This is a genomic window from Paeniglutamicibacter sulfureus (genome assembly GCF_030512175.1).
GTDB classification, from domain to species: domain Bacteria; phylum Actinomycetota; class Actinomycetes; order Actinomycetales; family Micrococcaceae; genus Paeniglutamicibacter; species Paeniglutamicibacter sulfureus.
Genome location: NZ_JAULBL010000001.1, coordinates 1481864 through 1497662, shown reverse-complemented (window position 1 = coordinate 1497662; position 15799 = coordinate 1481864). Strand labels below are relative to the sequence as shown.

Genomic DNA, 15799 nt, shown 5'->3' with positions numbered 1-15799 from the left:
CCGCAGGACGTCTAGGTGTATATCTCACATGTCTCTCTCACCGACTTTCGCTCCTATGCGCAAGCCGATGTCGAGCTGGGGCCCGGCACCAATGTCCTGGTAGGTTCCAACGGCGTCGGCAAGACCAACATCGTCGAAGCCATCGGCTACCTGGCAACCCTTTCCTCACACCGCGTCACCAACGACGCGCCACTTCTGCGTTTTGGCACCGACCGAGCCTTGGTTCGGGCGCGCGTCCAACGGGCCAAGCTGGTGACCACCATCGAGGTGGAAATAACCGCCGGCAAGGCAAACCGTGCCCGCATCAACCGCGCCAACCCGGTGCGGGCGCGAGACATCCTGGGAATCGTCCGCACGGTGCTCTTTGCCCCTGAAGACCTGGCCCTGGTCAAGGGGGATCCGTCCAATAGACGCCGTTTCCTCGACGAACTGCTGGTCACCCTGCGTCCTGGCGAGGCGGCGACCCGCGGGGACTATGAGCGGGTGCTCAAACAGCGCAATGCCCTGCTGAAATCCGCCCGGGCCGGGGGAAAACCCTCCACGGCCCACGAATCCACGCTCGATGTCTGGGACACGCATCTTGCCCGTGCCGGGGCACGGGTGCTGCGCGGGCGGCTCGAGGTGCTCCGCCTGCTTTCGCCCTACATGGGTGCTGCCTACGCATCGCTGGCCGACGCCAACAAGGAAGCCCGCGCCTACTACCAATGCACGGTCCTGGCCGATTTTGACGGCGAGGAATCCTCCTCCGGGGTCCCGGAGGAGGAAGCCTCACGGGTGGCACCCGCTGCGCTGTTGGACGCCACCACGGAGGAACTCGAAGAGATGTTCCTCGCGGCCCTGTTGAATACGCGCGCCAAGGAACTTGAACGCGGCATCACCCTTGTGGGTCCGCACCGCGACGATGTCCTGCTGACCCTGGGAGGCGCCCCCGCCAAGGGTTATGCCAGCCACGGGGAAACCTGGTCGCTGGCCCTGGCGCTGCGGCTTGCCGCGTACAAGGTCATGGGCGAGGACGACCCGCGGCCCGGGGCCGGCCCGATTCTGATCCTGGACGATGTGTTTGCCGAACTCGATGCCACCCGGCGCACCCGCCTGGCGTCCATAGTTGCCGGCGCGGACCAGGTGATAGTCACCGCCGCGGTTGCCGGGGATGTCCCCGGGGAGCTCGGCGGCACCTTCCTGAAGGTCAGTCCGGGAGCGGTGCACTCGTGAGCGAGGAAAAAGACCCGCACGCCCCGGAGGCATTGGACGCCGCCCGCGCCATCCTCAACCGCATGCGCGAAGCGGCACTGAGTCGAGGGGAGGCCCGGATCGACGCGGCGAAGGCAGCCAAGTTCGAAGAGAATGCCGCCGCGCGCAAAGCCAAGAGACGAGCGAGTTCCGCGCCGGCAAAATACTCTGACGGGCGCGACCCCCAGGAAATCGGCAACCTCTTCGGCAAGATCGTGCGCGACCGCGGCTGGAGCGCACCGGTGGCCGTGGGCTCGGTGCTTTCGCGCTGGAGCGAACTGGTGGGCCCGCAGATTGCTGCGCATTGCATCCCCGAGTCGTTCGAGGACTCCACCGTGGTGGTGCGCTGCGACTCCACCACCTGGGCCACGCAAATGCGGTTGCTTTCCCACGAACTGCTCAAGCACTTTGACAGGGAACTCGGCCCCGGAGTGATCACCGTGATCCGGGTCCTTGGACCGGCCGCACCATCCTGGCGCCACGGCGGACGCTCGGTCAAGGGCAGAGGTCCGCGCGACACCTACGGGTAGAAAACCAAAACGCGTAGCTGGCCGACTGGCGCACCGAGAGCGCGCGAACCACATAGCCCCCCACTCGAGGCGGGACAAATCGCTCCTGTGCATGATTGGTGGCCAATGACGGCATGTTGCTGCCCGTCAATGCCGGATAATATGGCGCAACACGGTAGAATTGATGAAGGTGTCTTGTCCGTGCGATGGGACGCTGGTTCATGATCGGGCACCTTCGGTGTTCGGCCTTCCACTGTTTGAGGAGTCTGTAGCACCTGTGTCTACCGATAACACCACACCCCAGGAACCCATCGATTCCGTAGAGGCCGGCGAATCCCCCGCGGCGCAGCCGGCGGATGAGAGTGTCAACGGCCGGGTGGAACACACCTATGGCGCCCAAGACATCACGGTTCTCGAGGGCCTCGAAGCGGTGCGCAAGCGCCCCGGCATGTACATCGGTTCCACCGGCCCGCGCGGCTTGCACCACCTGGTCTACGAGGTCGTGGACAACTCCGTCGACGAGGCCCTTGCCGGGTACTGCGACCACATCAAGATCACCATGCGGGCCGACGGCGGCGTCCGCGTCGAGGACAACGGCCGCGGCATCCCCGTGGACATCCACCCCACCGAGGGCAAGCCGACCGTCGAGGTCGTCATGACCATCCTGCACGCCGGCGGAAAGTTCGGCGGCGGCGGCTACGCGGTCTCCGGCGGACTGCACGGTGTGGGCATCTCCGTCGTCAACGCCCTTTCCTCGCGCGTGGAAACCGAGATCCGCCGTCAGGGCAGCGTTTGGCGCATGAGCTTCGCCGAGGGCGGCAAGCCGCAGGGCACCCTCGTCAAGGGCGAGGATTCCGACGCCACCGGCACCATGCAGACGTTCTACCCGGACGACAGCATCTTCGACTCGATCGACTTCGACTTCGAGACCCTCCGCGCCCGCTTCCAGCAGATGGCCTTCCTGAACAAGGGCCTGCGCATCACGCTCACCGACGAGCGCACCCTTGAGGTCGACGCCGACGAGATCGCCACGGAGGAAGACGAACTCAAAGACGACACCCCGAAGCACCGCGTCGTCGACTACCTCTACAAGGACGGTCTGCTCGACTACGTCAAGCACCTGAACTCCTCCAAGAAGGTCGAGCTTGTCCACGAAGACGTCATCGCCTTCGAATCCGAGGACACCTCCAAGGGCATCAGCGTCGAGGTCGCCATGCAGTGGACCAACGCCTACTCGGAGTCGGTGCACACCTACGCGAACACCATCAACACCCATGAGGGCGGCACCCACGAAGAGGGCTTCCGCGCCGCCATGACCTCGCTGATCAACCGCTATGCGCGTGAGAAGACGATCCTGCGAGAAAAGGACGAGAACCTCACGGGCGACGACATCCGCGAGGGCCTGACCGCGGTCATTTCCGTCAAGCTCGCCGAACCGCAGTTCGAGGGCCAGACCAAGACCAAGCTGGGCAACTCGATGGCCAAGGGCTTCGTCCAGGGCGTGGTCAACGAGGAACTCGGCGACTGGCTCGAGCGCAACCCGATCACCGCCCGCGACATCATCCGCAAGGCCCAGCTGGCCTCCCAGGCACGCCTGGCCGCGCGCAAGGCCCGCGACAACGCGCGCCGCAAATCGCCGCTGGAATCCTTCGGCATGCCCGGCAAGCTCTCCGACTGCTCCTCGAAGAACCCCGCCGAGTGCGAGGTCTTCATCGTGGAGGGCGACTCCGCAGGCGGCTCCGCCAAGCGCGGTCGCAACCCGCGGGTCCAGGCCATCCTGCCGCTGCGCGGCAAGATCCTGAACGTCGAGCGTGCCCGGCTCGACCGCGCGCTGGGCAATGCGGAGGTCCAGGCCATGATCACGGCCTTCGGCACCGGCATTGGCGAGGAATTCGACATGGCCAAGCTGCGGTACCACAAGATCGTGCTGATGGCCGATGCAGACGTCGACGGCCAGCACATCACCACGCTGCTGTTGACCCTGCTCTTCCGCTTCATGCGCCCGCTGATCGAAAACGGCTACGTCTACCTGGCGATGCCGCCGCTGTACCGCATCAAGTGGTCCAACGCCGCGCACGAATACGTGTACTCGGACAAGGAACGCGACGACTCGCTGACCACCGGAGCCGCCAAGAACAAGCGCCTGCCCAAGGACAACGGCATCCAGCGCTACAAGGGCCTGGGCGAGATGGACTACTCGGAACTCTGGGACACCACCATGGACCCCGAGCACCGCACGCTGCGCCAGATCACCATGGACGACGCCGCAGCCGCGGACCAGATCTTCTCCGTGCTGATGGGCGAGGACGTCGAATCGCGTCGAAACTTCATCCAGCAAAACGCCAAGGACGTGCGCTTCCTGGACATCTAGTCCTCGATCCCGCACTCCCAAAACGTTTAGACACAGACTTTTGACTAGAGGAAGAAATCGATGAGCGATCAGACTCCCGAAAACCCGCAGGACGGCACCGAACCCGCCAACGAGATCGTTGAGGGCGCGGTGATCGACGACGCCGTGGCGGTAAACCTCGGCGTCGACAAGATCGACCAGATCGACCTGCAGACCGAGATGCAGCGCTCCTACCTTGACTACGCCATGGCGGTCATCGTGGGACGCGCGCTGCCGGACGTGCGCGACGGCCTGAAGCCCGTGCACCGCCGCGTGATCTACGCAATGTACGACGGCGGCTACCGCCCGGAGCGCTCCTACAACAAGTGCGCCCGCGTGGTCGGCGAGGTCATGGGCCAGTACCACCCGCACGGCGACACCGCGATCTACGACGCCCTGGTCCGCCTGATCCAGGACTGGACCATGCGCTACCCGCTGGCCCTGGGCCAGGGCAACTTCGGCTCCCCGGGCAACGACGGTGCGGCCGCCCCGCGTTACACCGAAACCAAGATGGCCCAGCTGGCCATGGAGATGGTCCGGGACATCAACGAGGACACCGTTGACTTCCAGGACAACTACGACGGCAAGAACCAGGAACCCACCATCCTGCCGGCGCGTTTCCCGAACCTCTTGGTCAACGGCTCCTCCGGCATCGCCGTGGGCATGGCCACCAACATCCCGCCGCACAACCTGCGCGAGGTCGCCTCCGGCGTCCAGTGGTACCTCCAGCACCCGGAGGCCAACCGCGAGGAACTGCTCGAAGAGCTGATGCGCCACATCAAGGGCCCTGACTTCCCCACCGGCGCCATGATCCTGGGCACCAAGGGCATTGCAGATGCGTACCGCACCGGCCGCGGCTCCATCACCATGCGCGCCGTGGTTTCCGTAGAGGAGCTCCAGGGCCGCACCTGCCTGGTTGTCACCGAGTTGCCCTACCAGGCCAACCCGGACAACCTCGCGGTGAAGATCGCCGAGCTGGTCAAGGACGGCAAGATCTCCGGCATCGCCGATTTGCGCGACGAGACCAGTGGCCGCACCGGCCAGCGCCTGGTCATCGTGCTCAAGCGCGACGCCGTGGCCAAGGTGGTGCTGAACAACCTCTACAAGCACACCGAGCTGCAGTCCAACTTCTCCGCGAACATGCTCGCCATCGTCGACGGAGTGCCGCGCACCCTCTCGCTGGACGCGTTCATCCGCCACTGGGTCACGCACCAGATGGAAGTCATCATCCGGCGCACCCAGTTCCGCCTGCGCAAGGCCGAGGAGGAAGCGCACATCCTGCGCGGCCTGCTCAAGGCCCTGGACGCCCTGGACGAGGTCATCGCGTTGATCCGCCGCTCCAACACCACCGAGGCCGCGCGCGACGGGCTGATGGAAATGCTGGACATCGACGAGCTTCAGGCCCGTGCGATCCTCGACATGCAGCTGCGCCGCCTGGCCGCCCTGGAACGCCAGAAGATCCAGGACCGCCACGCGGAACTCGAAACGATGATCACCGAGTTCAAGGTCATCATCGCGGACCCGCAGCGCCAGCGCACCATCATCTCCGAGGAACTCGCCGAGATCGTCGAGAAGCACGGCGATGACCGGCGCACCAAGGTGCTGATGGGCTACGACGGCGACATGAGCGTCGAGGACCTGATCCCCGAAGAGGAAATGGTCGTCACCATCACCCGCGGCGGCTACGTCAAGCGCACCCGGAGCGACAACTACCGCTCGCAGCACCGCGGCGGCAAGGGCATCAAGGGCGCACAGCTGCGCGGCGACGACGTGGTGGAGCACTTCTTCGTCACCACCACGCACGACTGGCTGCTCTTCTTCACCAACCACGGCCGCGTCTACCGCACCAAGTGCTACGAACTGGCCGAGGCCGGACGCGACGCCAAGGGCCAGCACGTGGCCAACGTGATGGCCTTCCAGCCCGACGAGCGCATCGCCCAGGTCCTGGACCTGCGCAACTACGAGCAGGCCCCGTACCTGGTGCTCGCCACCCGCAACGGCCTGGTCAAGAAGACCCGCCTGTCCGACTACGACACCAATCGCACCGCCGGGGTCATTGCCATCAACCTGCGCGAGGGCGATGAACTCGTCTCCGCGCAATTGATCAGCGAGACCGACGACATGATGCTCGTTTCCCGCAAGGGGCAGTCGGTGCGCTTCACCGCCACCGACGAGGCACTGCGCCCCATGGGACGCGCGACCAGCGGCGTCACCGGCATGAAGTTCCGCGAGGAAGACGAATTGCTGGCCGCCGACGTGGTCACCGACGATTCCTATGTGTTTGTCGTCACCGAGGGCGGCTACGCCAAGCGCACCTCCGTGAACGAATACCGCGTGCAGTCCCGCGGCGGCATCGGCATCAAGGTAGCCAAGCTCGCCGAGGACCGCGGCGACCTCGTCGGCGCGCTGATTGTCCACGATGAGGACGAGGTTCTGGTGGTCATGGAGGGCGGCAAGGTGGTCCGCTCGGACGTTTCGCAGGTTCCCGCCAAGGGCCGCGACACCATGGGCGTCATCTTTGCCAAGCCGGACAAGAAGGACCGCATCATCGCCGTCGCGAAGAACACCGAGCGCGGCCTCGGAGAGAACGCCGAGGAAGATGCAGTACCGTTGAACGCGGAAAAGACACAAGAAACGGCCTCCGAGGCCCTTCCGGGTGATGAAAACCCGGCAGGAACCGAGGAAAACCTTGGGCACGACGACGAGGCCACCAACGACGGAGGTAACGCGTGAGCACCCCGAATACGCCCCGCCCGGCGGGCGGCACTGGTGGTACCCGTCCCGCACCGCCACGACAGGCACCCGTAGGGGCACAGCGCCCCGCCGGTGCGCCCCGGCCAGGAACCGCGCCCAAGCCCTCGGCAGCGCAGCGCCCGGCAGGCGCACCCCGCCCCGGGGCACCACGTCCCGGCGCACCGCGACCCGCCGGCGCGGCACAGGGACGCCCACAGCAGCTGGTCCGCCCGGCACCCAAGGCCAAGGTCCGCAAGGCACGCCTGCTCATTTCCAAGGTCGACCCCTGGTCGGTGTTGAAGATGGCGTTCCTGCTCTCGGTCGCCCTTGGCATTGTTACCGTCGTTGCAAGCGTCGTCCTGTGGTCGGTGCTTGACCTGACCGGCATCTTCGAGGCCATCAACGGGTTGCTGCGCGAAATCATCGGCTCCGAAACCGGGTTCGATTTGATGGAAATCGCATCGCTGGGCCAGGTTGCCTCGTTTGCCACCATCATCGCCGTGGTGAATGTGGTATTACTCACGGCCTTGTCGATGCTCTCAGCGGTGCTTTACAACCTCTCGTCGACCCTGGTTGGCGGCATTGGCGTGACCTTGACCGACGATTAATTCGCGGAAACACGCCAAAGTCGGCCCCCAACGCCCTTGATAAAGGGACGTTTGGGGGCCGATTTGTTTCTTTGGTGGTTTCTCGGGTAAAGTTTTATCTCGTTCCCGGCGGGAACATAGAGGGCGTATAGCTCAGGCGGTTAGAGCGCTTCGCTGATAACGAAGAGGTCCCTGGTTCAAGTCCAGGTACGCCCACGGATTCCCTCGTCCGAACGATAGGTGAAAGGAAATCTCCATGCGGAAATTTCTGGTGTTGGTGGCAGTAGCCGCGGGCGTTATTGGTTATCGTAAGTACAAGGGATCCACGGCTGAAAAGGCCACCTGGAGCCAGGGCACCGATAAGGTATCCTGAATCCGGGGCAGGGCAACCTGCCATGCAAGAAGTTGATGCACAACAAAATACGGGGACTTAGCTCAGTTGGTAGAGCGGTAGCTTTGCAAGCTTCAGGTCAGGGGTTCGACCCCCCTAGTCTCCACCGAAATAAAAGACCCGGAACGCAAGTTCCGGGTCTTTTATTCTTTAACACTCGCGCCCAGCCAGCCGCTTGAATTCTAGGGGTTGTCGGCTCCCCCGCTGCCCGCATTCGGTGGCCCGGCACGCGAAACCATAGAGTGGGCAGGTGACCTTTCTACTGGCTCTGGTGGGCGTCCTGGGAGTTGCCGCTTCAGGGCCGCTCATTGCCGCGTTCCCGGCCGTTCCCGCCCTCTCCATGGCCTTGTGGCGCAATGCCATAGGCACTGCAGTCATGGCCGTGCCCGCCCTGGTGAATGATCGGCGCGGTTTCGGCCGGCTGCGCCGCCGGGAATGGGGATGGAGCGCCCTCGCCGCCCTCTCGCTTGCGCTGCATTTCGCCTTCTTCATGACGTCGATCCGAATGACCACCGTCGCTGCATCCACCGCACTGGTGTGCCTGCAAGCGGCGTGGATAGCGCTGTTCCAATCCCTGCGCGGAACAAGGTATGGCTGGAGGGTCGGTCTGGGAGTGCTGCTGGCTTTTGCCGGCGTTCTGGTGATCACGGGATTCGACATCGGGTCGGGCACGGAGGCACTTATCGGTGACGGGCTGGCCCTCATAGGCGGCGTCCTGGCCGCCGCTTACACTCTGGCGGGGTCCAAGGCCCGCGCGACCATGAGCACCAGTTCCTACACCACCATCTGCTACGGGCTGACTTCTGTCCTGCTCTTGGCAATGTGCCTGCTGGCCGGCGAACCGGTCTGGGGATTCGACCTCAACGGGTGGATCGGCATCCTTGCACTGGCTCTCTGCTCCCAGGTCCTCGGGCATTCGGCCCTGAACCATCTGCTGAGTTCGCTGGGCCCGCTCACCGTTTCCACCCTGGTCTTACTGGAAATCCCGGGGGCGGCCCTGCTGGCCGCATTGTTCCTGGGGCAGATATTGCCGGCCGGAACGGTGTTTGGGCTGGCGGTAATCCTTGTCGGCCTGTTCTTTGTCGTGCGGGGACAGGCGCACGCCCAGAGCAAGGCCCTCGCGGAACCGCTGACAAAGGAACAGGGCACCACCTGATCAATCGCATCCCGGGTTGCCGGATGCAGTGAAGACCACGTGCTGCCCTGTTGCTCTATGTCTGCCCGGGGCATCCGTTGCGGATGTCCCGGGACCGACCGAAACTACTTCTTGGTGCGGGGACCCGGCTTTGGCGCGGTGTCCCCAGTGGAAGCCTCGGCTTCGGTGAGCCTTGCTTCGCTGGAGTCCAGGCTTGCCTCTGCCTTGTGCTTGGCGGTGGTGGCCGCCTCCGAAATTTCCTCAGCCGATTCGGAAAGCTGCTTCTTGTTGTCTGCCACCGCTTCGTTGGCTTGAGCTGAGCTGTTCTCCTTGGCGGCGGCTGCCGATGCGGCCACTTCTTCGCGGACTTCCTCCACGCTGGCGGGAACTTCCACCGGGCCGCTTGCGCGCACGGTGGTCGGTTCCACCGGTGCCGGGGTCTTCCACGGGTCGTCGATGGGCTTCGAGGCACGCCAAGCAGCCACGGCCGCTGCGCCCGCGGCGGCAATGACGGCTACGACAAGCCATCCCTTTTTCTTCTTCGCAGGCTTCTGCACCTTGTTCAGCTCCTTGCTGACTCGGCCCACGGCAGCGCTTGCGCTGTTCTGGACACGTTCGACGGTTTCAGGACTAGGCGTGAGTTTTTCGGAAACCTGGTGAAGTGCCTCGGGGACCCTGGCCTGCTCAAGCTTGCGCGTGGTGAATTCGGCCGCCTGGCCGATCTTTTCATTGGCCGCCGGCAGGTAATCGTTGAGAACGACATTGCGCGCATGGGTGAGGGCAGGCGTCGCCTTCTCGAGCGCCTCGTTCAGCGCGGGAGTGGCACGATCTACGGCCTTCTGGACCCGGGGGGTGGCTTCGTCAATGGCCGCGGAGAGTCGTGGACCCACGCGCTCCAGGGACTCCTGGATCATGGGACTGACCCGCGCGACGGTCTCCGAAAGTTCGTGGGCGGCCCAGTTCAGGCTCTCCTGGATCTTCGGGGATGCCGTCTCGATGCCCTTTTCTATACGAGGAACGGCCCACTTCACGGCCGTGTCCACCTTTGGAGCTGCCCAATCCAATGCCTGCTCGGCACCAGTGGCAACACTTTCACCAAAGTCTCGAGCAATACGTTCTGACTTCACAGTGAACCCCTTTGATCGTTTCGTAAGCTTCGTCCTAGCCTACGACCTACGCTTGGCTTACAGCCATTACCTGACCGGCATATAAACAATCGTGTGGCCGTGTTCACTGAACGCGTAGCCATTCGCAACAGCGGTTAGAGCGCTCATGGAAGAATGACTGTATGACTGCAATCCCAACGCATACAGCCACCATCCACACCAACTTGGGCGACATCGTCGTAAACCTCTTTGGCAACCACGCCCCCAAGACCGTGAAAAACTTCGTGGGCCTGGCCACCGGCGAACAGACCTGGACCGACCCGCGCAATGGCGAGGAGAAGGTCAACACCCCGCTGTACAACGGCACGATCTTCCACCGCATCATCTCCGACTTCATGATCCAGGGCGGCGACCCGCTGGGCCAGGGCACCGGCGGACCGGGCTACCGCTTCGACGACGAGATCAATCCCGAGCTCGATTTCCGCGAGCCCTACAAGCTGGCCATGGCCAACGCAGGTATCCAGATGGGCCAGGGCACCAACGGTTCCCAGTTCTTCATCACCTCGATCCCGACCACCTGGCTGCAGGGCAAGCACACCATCTTCGGCGATGTCACCGACGAAGCTTCGCGCAAGCTCGTTGACCAGCTAAACGTCGTTCCGACCGACGGCCGCGACAAGCCGCTCGAAGACGTCTCCATCAGCAGCATCGACGTCACCGCGCTCTAGGCACGTGATCCGGGCGCGGTTCATGCGCCTTTAACCGTCGAAGGCTCCATCGGCCGCCCCGCCGCATCGTCCCTCACCTCGCCCTGCAAGGTGAGGGACGGCGGCGGGACGGATGGATGGGGCCTTTTGCTTTTGCCCGGCACGCACGTCTTGCAACGTGCGCATACCCGGTCCCGGCGCGTGGACCGCCGCGCCTGTAATCCGTCCCGTGGCAACGGGGCAACGAATGTACTTACCCAGGAGCATCGATTCCATGTCATATGGACTGTCCAACCCGAACCAGGCCGCGCAGGCACCCGTCTGCCCCAGGCACCCCGACCGGATTTCGTATGTCACCTGCCAACGCTGCTTGCGTCCGGCCTGCCCCGAATGCCAAGTCACGGCGGCGGTAGGAACCCAGTGCGTGGACTGCGTGCGCGAGGCCAACAAGCAGTTGCCAAGCACCCGTACGGTCTTTGGTGGCAAGGCGACGGACGGCCGCCCCTTGGTGACTTATGTGTTGATCGCCATTAACGTGGTTGTCTTCGGCCTGCAAATGATACTGCGCGACTTCAGTGACTACGTTGTGTACGCAGGGCTGTACACCAGCCCGTATCTGGAACCCGAGCCGTGGCGCATGCTCACCTCGATCTTTGCCCACTCCACGACTTTCATTGGGCACATTGCCTTCAATATGTACGCGCTGTACATCTGCGGACGTGTGCTGGAACCGATGCTGGGGCGGCTGCGCTTCCTGGCCCTGTACCTGGCCTCCGGTCTTGGCGGCTCCGTCGCCGTGCTCTTGATCACCGATCCACGGGTTCCCGTTCTGGGTGCCTCCGGTGCGGTGTTCGGGCTCTTCGCCGCGATGTTTGTGCTCCTCCGCGCACGCGGAGTCCAAACCATGCAGATCGTCATCTTGATTGCGATCAACTTGGCCATCGGCTTCATCATCCCTGGTATCGCATGGGAGGCCCACGTGGGCGGGCTGGTGGTAGGTGCTGCAACGGCAGCCGTCATGGCCCACGCGCCCAAGGGAAAGCAGCAGGCCCTGATGCAGTGGGCCGGCACTGCATTGTTGATTCTGTTGCTATGTGCGCTGACTTTTTACGGTGCCGCAAACATTCGACTCTGACAGCCAAATAGGACCGCTGGCCATGAAAGTTGTCCACATGGGTTATCCACACTGTTAATAACTCACAACCATGTAATTCATAAGAGACGGACCGGCTCCAGCGCCCGCGCTGACGCCGGTCCGTCTCGTTTGTGGATAGTTTTTGGCAAGTATTCACAATTTCATCCACACCTGTGGATAACTTAGTGCACAACCTGTGAAGTGTTGGGGATCCGATTCGAAGGTCCAGCAGAGCGTACTTGTCGAAAATTTAACCGAATCCGTGAGATTGCGCGGAAATCCGGGCACTTCGAGGAGGGTTTGCCGTCCGTTGTCCACACGGCTTATCCACAGTGTTAATAACTTACGCACATGTAATTCACACCCCGCAAGACCGCCCAAACCGCGAAACTGGCGCTCCAAAAGGTTGAACCCACAGCTTTGTCCCCACCTGTGGATAACTTTCGTGCACAGCATGTTACTAAGTTTCGCGTCTACTCCCCCGCCCACTTCGCCCTGTGATTAGTGGGGGAAAACTGCAAAAATGGTGCTCATCAGGTTTCCGCACCCACCGGGTGCATCCCCATACCGGAGAGTCCCCATGCGCCAGGATTGGATCCACCCCGAGCATGTCGCTGCGTGGGCAGCCTTGACCAACCGCTTGGCAGCGTTCGATGAAACCGGGGAATTCTACGAAGTCGAGGATCTGGCAGAGGAACTGGACGAACCTGGCGTGGACCCCCTACAAGACACGATTGGACTCTGGGACGGCGATGCCATGATCGGGTTCGGTCAGCTCCGCCTCGGTGAGCAGCTGCGCGACGGCCGTGGGCGGGTTTCCATCGACGGGGGCATCGCACCCGAGTACCGCCGTCGCGGCCACGGGTCCGGAATCATGGACACCCTTGAAACAAGGGCAGCGGAGAAGATGGCGGAACGACTCCCCAAGATCGACTTCACCATCGATGTGTGGGGGAATGCCCCAGGCCATGGTGCTGGCGCCATGGCCAGGAGCAGGGGGTACGAGCCAGCACGCTATTTCCAGGACATGTCCGTGTTGCCTGACAGTTTCAGGCCCCGGGGACGCCCTGTGGCGGCCTATGGCGACGCGCGGCTGGTCGCATACTCTCCCAGCTTGTCCGAGTCGGTTCGGCTCCTGGACAATGAGGCCTTCGCCGATCATTGGGGCTCGACCCCGAAGAGCGTCAACGAATGGGCGGCCATGACCGAATCCCGTTCCTTCCGGGGAGCGTACTCCCAGGTGCTGCTGCAAGCGGACGGCGGCTCGGTTCCGACCACCGCTCTCTGCTACGTCTTGGCGGCCGAATGGGTGCCGGGAGAACTGTACATATCTCGCGTGGGTACGGCACGTTCCTCACGCGGACGAGGGTATGCGGCTTGGGCGCTCTCTAAGGCTGTTCAGACGGCATTCGACGCCGGGTATGCAAAGGTGGACCTGTCGGTGGACGCGCAAAGCCCAACCGGTGCGGCGGGGCTGTACCGACTCTTGGGGTTTGAGCTGGTTCGGCAGGGAACGATGTATCGAAAGATCGTCCGGGCCCGTTGAATAACTACGATGCGCGGCGGGGCTCCAACCCGTTCTCAGCCAATGAGCGGGAACAGCAGCGAAATGGCCAGTACTGCCATGAGCGTCGCGATGACGGCATCTAGGATGCGCCAGGATCGGGGACTGGCAAAGAACCCGCGCAAGTAGCGTGCCCCAAAACCCAAGCCGACGAACCAGAGAATGCTGGCTAGCGTCGCGCCCGTGCCAAAGACCCAGCGCCCAGGGTCGCCTTGGGCTGCGGCTATCGAGCCGAGGAGAATGACCGTATCGAGGTAGACATGCGGGTTGAGCCAAGTCAAGGCCAGCGCCGTCAGGACGGCAGTGCGCCGCGGGGTTGGCGGCGTCGATGCGCTTGTGTCCATCCCCCGCGGGCTGAGGGCCCGCCGGGCAGCGAAGAAGGAATAAACGAGCAAGAAAGTGGCTCCACCGATCCGGGCCACGTCAATAAACCACGGGGCGATCGACAGCAGGGCGCCCAGTCCGGCGATCCCGGCAAAAATCAGGACGGCATCCGAGACGAGGCAAATCAACACGGCAAGGCCGACATGTTCCTTTCGGATCCCCTGTCGCAGGATGAACCCATTTTGGGCACCAATGGCAACTATCAAGGAGAGGCCAGTGGCCAGACCGGATATAAAGGGAATGAAGATCACCAACCGAGATTAGGCGAACCAGCAAAGACGTGTCGAGCTAAAGATTCTTAGGGTCCATTAGGATTTCTAACTATGGACTTTTCAACGGAGCAACTACAAACGTTCAAGGCCGTGATCGACGCCGGAACCCTGGAGCGAGCGGCAGGACACCTGAACATCACCCCGTCGGCCGTCAGCCAGCGTCTCAAAGCCCTGGAAAAACGGGCAGGCAGCGTGCTGTTCATTCGTTCGCGACCGATTCGCACCACCGGCAGTGGGGACGTGCTGCTTCGTTTGGCTAGGGAGATCCAAATGCTGTCCACGGAGGCGCATCGCTCACTCGGATTGGACGCAACGCCCGACCGTGTACGCCGTCGAACGGAACTCAGCATTGCCGTGAATGCCGATTCGCTGGCCGGTTGGTTCGCACCGGTTCTTGGAGGGCTGGCTGTCCAGGACGTCATGGACTGCGAGATCCTGCGCCATGACGAGTCCCATTCCACCGCCTTGCTTCGATCGGGACAGGTCATGGGAGCGGTGACGACGAAAAGCAACCCCGTGCAGGGATGCTCTTCGGTGTATCTGGGAACCATGCGCTATCAAGCCATGGCCAGTGCAGATTTCATGGAGCGCTGGCTCCCGGGTGTCGATCAAGGGGCCGAGCTCGCGTTTGCGCCAATGGTGAGTTTTGATCGGACCGATGACTTGCAACGGGCGCTGCTCAGAAAGGTCGTGGGCAAGCGGATCGCTGAAGCGCCTGCGGAGCACTTCGTGCCGGACTCGAGGATGTACGTGGCAGCCGTGGTCGCGTCGTTGGGTTGGGGCATGATCCCTGAGGTCCAGGATCCTCGTGACGGATCGCTGGTATGCATCAACGAGGCGTGGACAAGCGATGTCGCTCTTTACTGGCAGCGGTGGAAGGTTCCCTCCGTGGCACTGGATCTGCTCACCGGTCTGGTGCTGGATGCTGCGGGGGCCGCCGGCCTGCGCCAGGAATTTTGAGTTTTCCGGCAGGAACGCGATCCGTGGTCCACCTCGGATCCTGAACGGCTCTAGCTTGTCCCGCCGGGAGGACCGATGACCAGAAGTGCTGCTGTGATGGCAGCGACCGCGACTAGGCCAACAGCTGCCGCCAGCCAGGGGCTGCGTAGTGCCGTTGCCTGCAGTTTCTCGATGGGCCCCTGTGGTGCTTCCCCGCCAGGTGCCAGCCGCCAAGTGTCACTGAGCAGCCCCCGGCGCAGCATTGCCCGTTCGAATGGCAGAGTGGCAAAGGGAACGACCGCCGAGACCAAGCCCAGCACGCCACGGGCCACACTCCAGCGCTCATTGGCCCAGACAAAGAGCGTCACCAGGCCGTAGGCGATGAAAACCACGCCGTGGACCATTCCAAAAATGCGGACGTAGATTTCCGGCCCAAATCCATACTTGATGACCATGGAGATGATCAGCAACGCCCAGGTCACCATTTCGGCGACAGCCAGTAATCCGTACAGGCGCTTGGGTGATAATTTTGGCGCGGCGGCAACGGAGGTAGAACCTGGGGTGAGATCGGGGCGAAGCATGGGGACTGGCATGCCTTTCTGGAAGTTGGTTTGAACGGTGCGTTTTCGGGCCCACGCACATTGCTAGGCCGTCCAGAGCGCACCAGCGCCCCCGTACGAGGGAGCCGTACCCGGACAGCGACAAGACGGCCACCGAA

At 63.1% G+C, this 15799-nt stretch carries 14 protein-coding genes, 2 tRNA genes and 1 riboswitch; of the genes, 13 read left to right on the top strand and 3 right to left on the bottom strand.

The window, feature by feature from the left end; all coding sequences use genetic code 11:
• Nucleotides 1-15: 15 nt before the first annotated feature.
• The 9 genes from recF (at nt 16) to Q2T94_RS06570 (ending at nt 8995) form a co-directional block, all read left to right on the top strand.
• Nucleotides 16-1212: a DNA replication/repair protein RecF gene (recF, locus tag Q2T94_RS06605; protein ID WP_264271047.1), complete on the top strand. Its 1197-nt coding sequence runs from the start codon at nt 16-18 to the stop codon at nt 1210-1212.
• Entirely contained in the window at nt 1209-1760 is a 552-nt protein-coding gene (locus Q2T94_RS06600) for a DciA family protein (protein WP_264271046.1), read from the top strand. The genes recF and Q2T94_RS06600 overlap by 4 nt, the downstream gene beginning before the upstream one ends.
• Nucleotides 1761-2115: 355 nt before the next feature.
• Nucleotides 2116-4110 (top strand): DNA topoisomerase (ATP-hydrolyzing) subunit B, encoded by a 1995-nt coding sequence (gene gyrB / locus Q2T94_RS06595; protein ID WP_264271058.1) that lies wholly within the window; start codon nt 2116-2118, stop codon nt 4108-4110.
• A 60-nt stretch (nt 4111-4170) separates the two neighbouring features.
• A complete protein-coding gene (gene gyrA / locus Q2T94_RS06590; protein WP_302263319.1) occupies nt 4171-6861 on the top strand; it encodes a DNA gyrase subunit A in 2691 nt (896 codons plus the stop codon).
• Entirely contained in the window at nt 6858-7469 is a 612-nt protein-coding gene (locus Q2T94_RS06585; protein ID WP_264271044.1) for a DUF3566 domain-containing protein, read from the top strand. Before gyrA ends, Q2T94_RS06585 begins: the two co-directional genes overlap by 4 nt.
• A 121-nt stretch (nt 7470-7590) precedes the next feature.
• A tRNA-Ile gene (locus Q2T94_RS06580) sits at nt 7591-7664 on the top strand.
• A gap of 40 nt (nt 7665-7704) precedes the next feature.
• The gene (locus Q2T94_RS20535; RefSeq protein ID WP_367281523.1) at nt 7705-7821 is read left to right on the top strand and encodes a DLW-39 family protein; all 117 of its coding nucleotides are present in this window, start codon (nt 7705-7707) and stop codon (nt 7819-7821) included.
• Nucleotides 7822-7872: 51 nt separating this feature from the next.
• Nucleotides 7873-7945, top strand: a tRNA-Ala gene (locus tag Q2T94_RS06575).
• Nucleotides 7946-8089: 144 nt separating this feature from the next.
• Nucleotides 8090-8995 carry a DMT family transporter gene (locus tag Q2T94_RS06570; protein WP_302263318.1) on the top strand — a complete coding sequence of 302 codons (906 nt, stop codon included), beginning with the start codon at nt 8090-8092 and terminating at the stop codon, nt 8993-8995.
• A 104-nt stretch (nt 8996-9099) separates the two neighbouring features.
• On the opposite strand, the gene Q2T94_RS06565 is transcribed toward Q2T94_RS06570, so the two are convergent.
• Nucleotides 9100-10005 (bottom strand): hypothetical protein, encoded by a 906-nt coding sequence (locus Q2T94_RS06565; RefSeq protein WP_302263317.1) that lies wholly within the window; start codon nt 10003-10005, stop codon nt 9100-9102.
• A 257-nt stretch (nt 10006-10262) separates the two neighbouring features.
• Between Q2T94_RS06565 and Q2T94_RS06560 the strand changes: the two genes are divergently transcribed.
• The 3 genes from Q2T94_RS06560 (at nt 10263) to Q2T94_RS06550 (ending at nt 13468) form a co-directional block, all read left to right on the top strand.
• A complete protein-coding gene (locus tag Q2T94_RS06560; protein WP_302263316.1) occupies nt 10263-10808 on the top strand; it encodes a peptidylprolyl isomerase in 546 nt (181 codons plus the stop codon).
• A gap of 403 nt (nt 10809-11211) precedes the next feature.
• Nucleotides 11212-11922 (top strand): rhomboid family intramembrane serine protease, encoded by a 711-nt coding sequence (locus Q2T94_RS06555; RefSeq protein ID WP_310290194.1) that lies wholly within the window; start codon nt 11212-11214, stop codon nt 11920-11922.
• 580 nt (nt 11923-12502) lie between these two features.
• Entirely contained in the window at nt 12503-13468 is a 966-nt protein-coding gene (locus Q2T94_RS06550; protein WP_302263314.1) for a GNAT family N-acetyltransferase, read from the top strand.
• 35 nt (nt 13469-13503) lie between these two features.
• On the opposite strand, the gene Q2T94_RS06545 is transcribed toward Q2T94_RS06550, so the two are convergent.
• Nucleotides 13504-14118: a LysE/ArgO family amino acid transporter gene (locus tag Q2T94_RS06545; RefSeq protein ID WP_302263378.1), complete on the bottom strand. Its 615-nt coding sequence runs from the start codon at nt 14116-14118 to the stop codon at nt 13504-13506.
• Nucleotides 14119-14193: 75 nt separating this feature from the next.
• On the opposite strand from Q2T94_RS06545, the gene Q2T94_RS06540 reads away from it, so the two are divergent.
• Nucleotides 14194-15102, top strand: coding sequence for an ArgP/LysG family DNA-binding transcriptional regulator (locus Q2T94_RS06540; RefSeq protein WP_302263313.1), 909 nt, complete (start codon nt 14194-14196; stop codon nt 15100-15102).
• Between the two features lie 50 nt (nt 15103-15152).
• Here the strand turns inward: Q2T94_RS06540 and Q2T94_RS06535 are convergent, their stop codons facing one another.
• On the bottom strand, nt 15153-15662 hold the full coding sequence (locus tag Q2T94_RS06535; RefSeq protein ID WP_302263312.1) for a DUF3817 domain-containing protein: 510 nt from the start codon (nt 15660-15662) through the stop codon (nt 15153-15155).
• Between the two features lie 72 nt (nt 15663-15734).
• A riboswitch (guanidine-III (ykkC-III) riboswitch) is annotated at nt 15735-15796 on the top strand.
• Nucleotides 15797-15799: the final 3 nt, after the last annotated feature.

Excerpts from the sequence above, each read along its gene's own strand:
- Q2T94_RS06535 (WP_302263312.1), bottom strand. The coding sequence starts at position 15,662 with ATGCTTCGCCCCGATCTCACCCCAGGTTCTACCTCCGTTGCCGCCGCG.
- Q2T94_RS06560 (WP_302263316.1), top strand. The coding sequence starts at position 10,263 with ATGACTGCAATCCCAACGCATACAGCCACCATCCACACCAACTTGGGC.
- gyrA (WP_302263319.1), top strand. The coding sequence starts at position 4,171 with ATGAGCGATCAGACTCCCGAAAACCCGCAGGACGGCACCGAACCCGCC.
- Q2T94_RS20535 (WP_367281523.1), top strand. The coding sequence starts at position 7,705 with ATGCGGAAATTTCTGGTGTTGGTGGCAGTAGCCGCGGGCGTTATTGGT.
- Q2T94_RS06540 (WP_302263313.1), top strand. The coding sequence starts at position 14,194 with ATGGACTTTTCAACGGAGCAACTACAAACGTTCAAGGCCGTGATCGAC.
- Q2T94_RS06550 (WP_302263314.1), top strand. The coding sequence starts at position 12,503 with ATGCGCCAGGATTGGATCCACCCCGAGCATGTCGCTGCGTGGGCAGCC.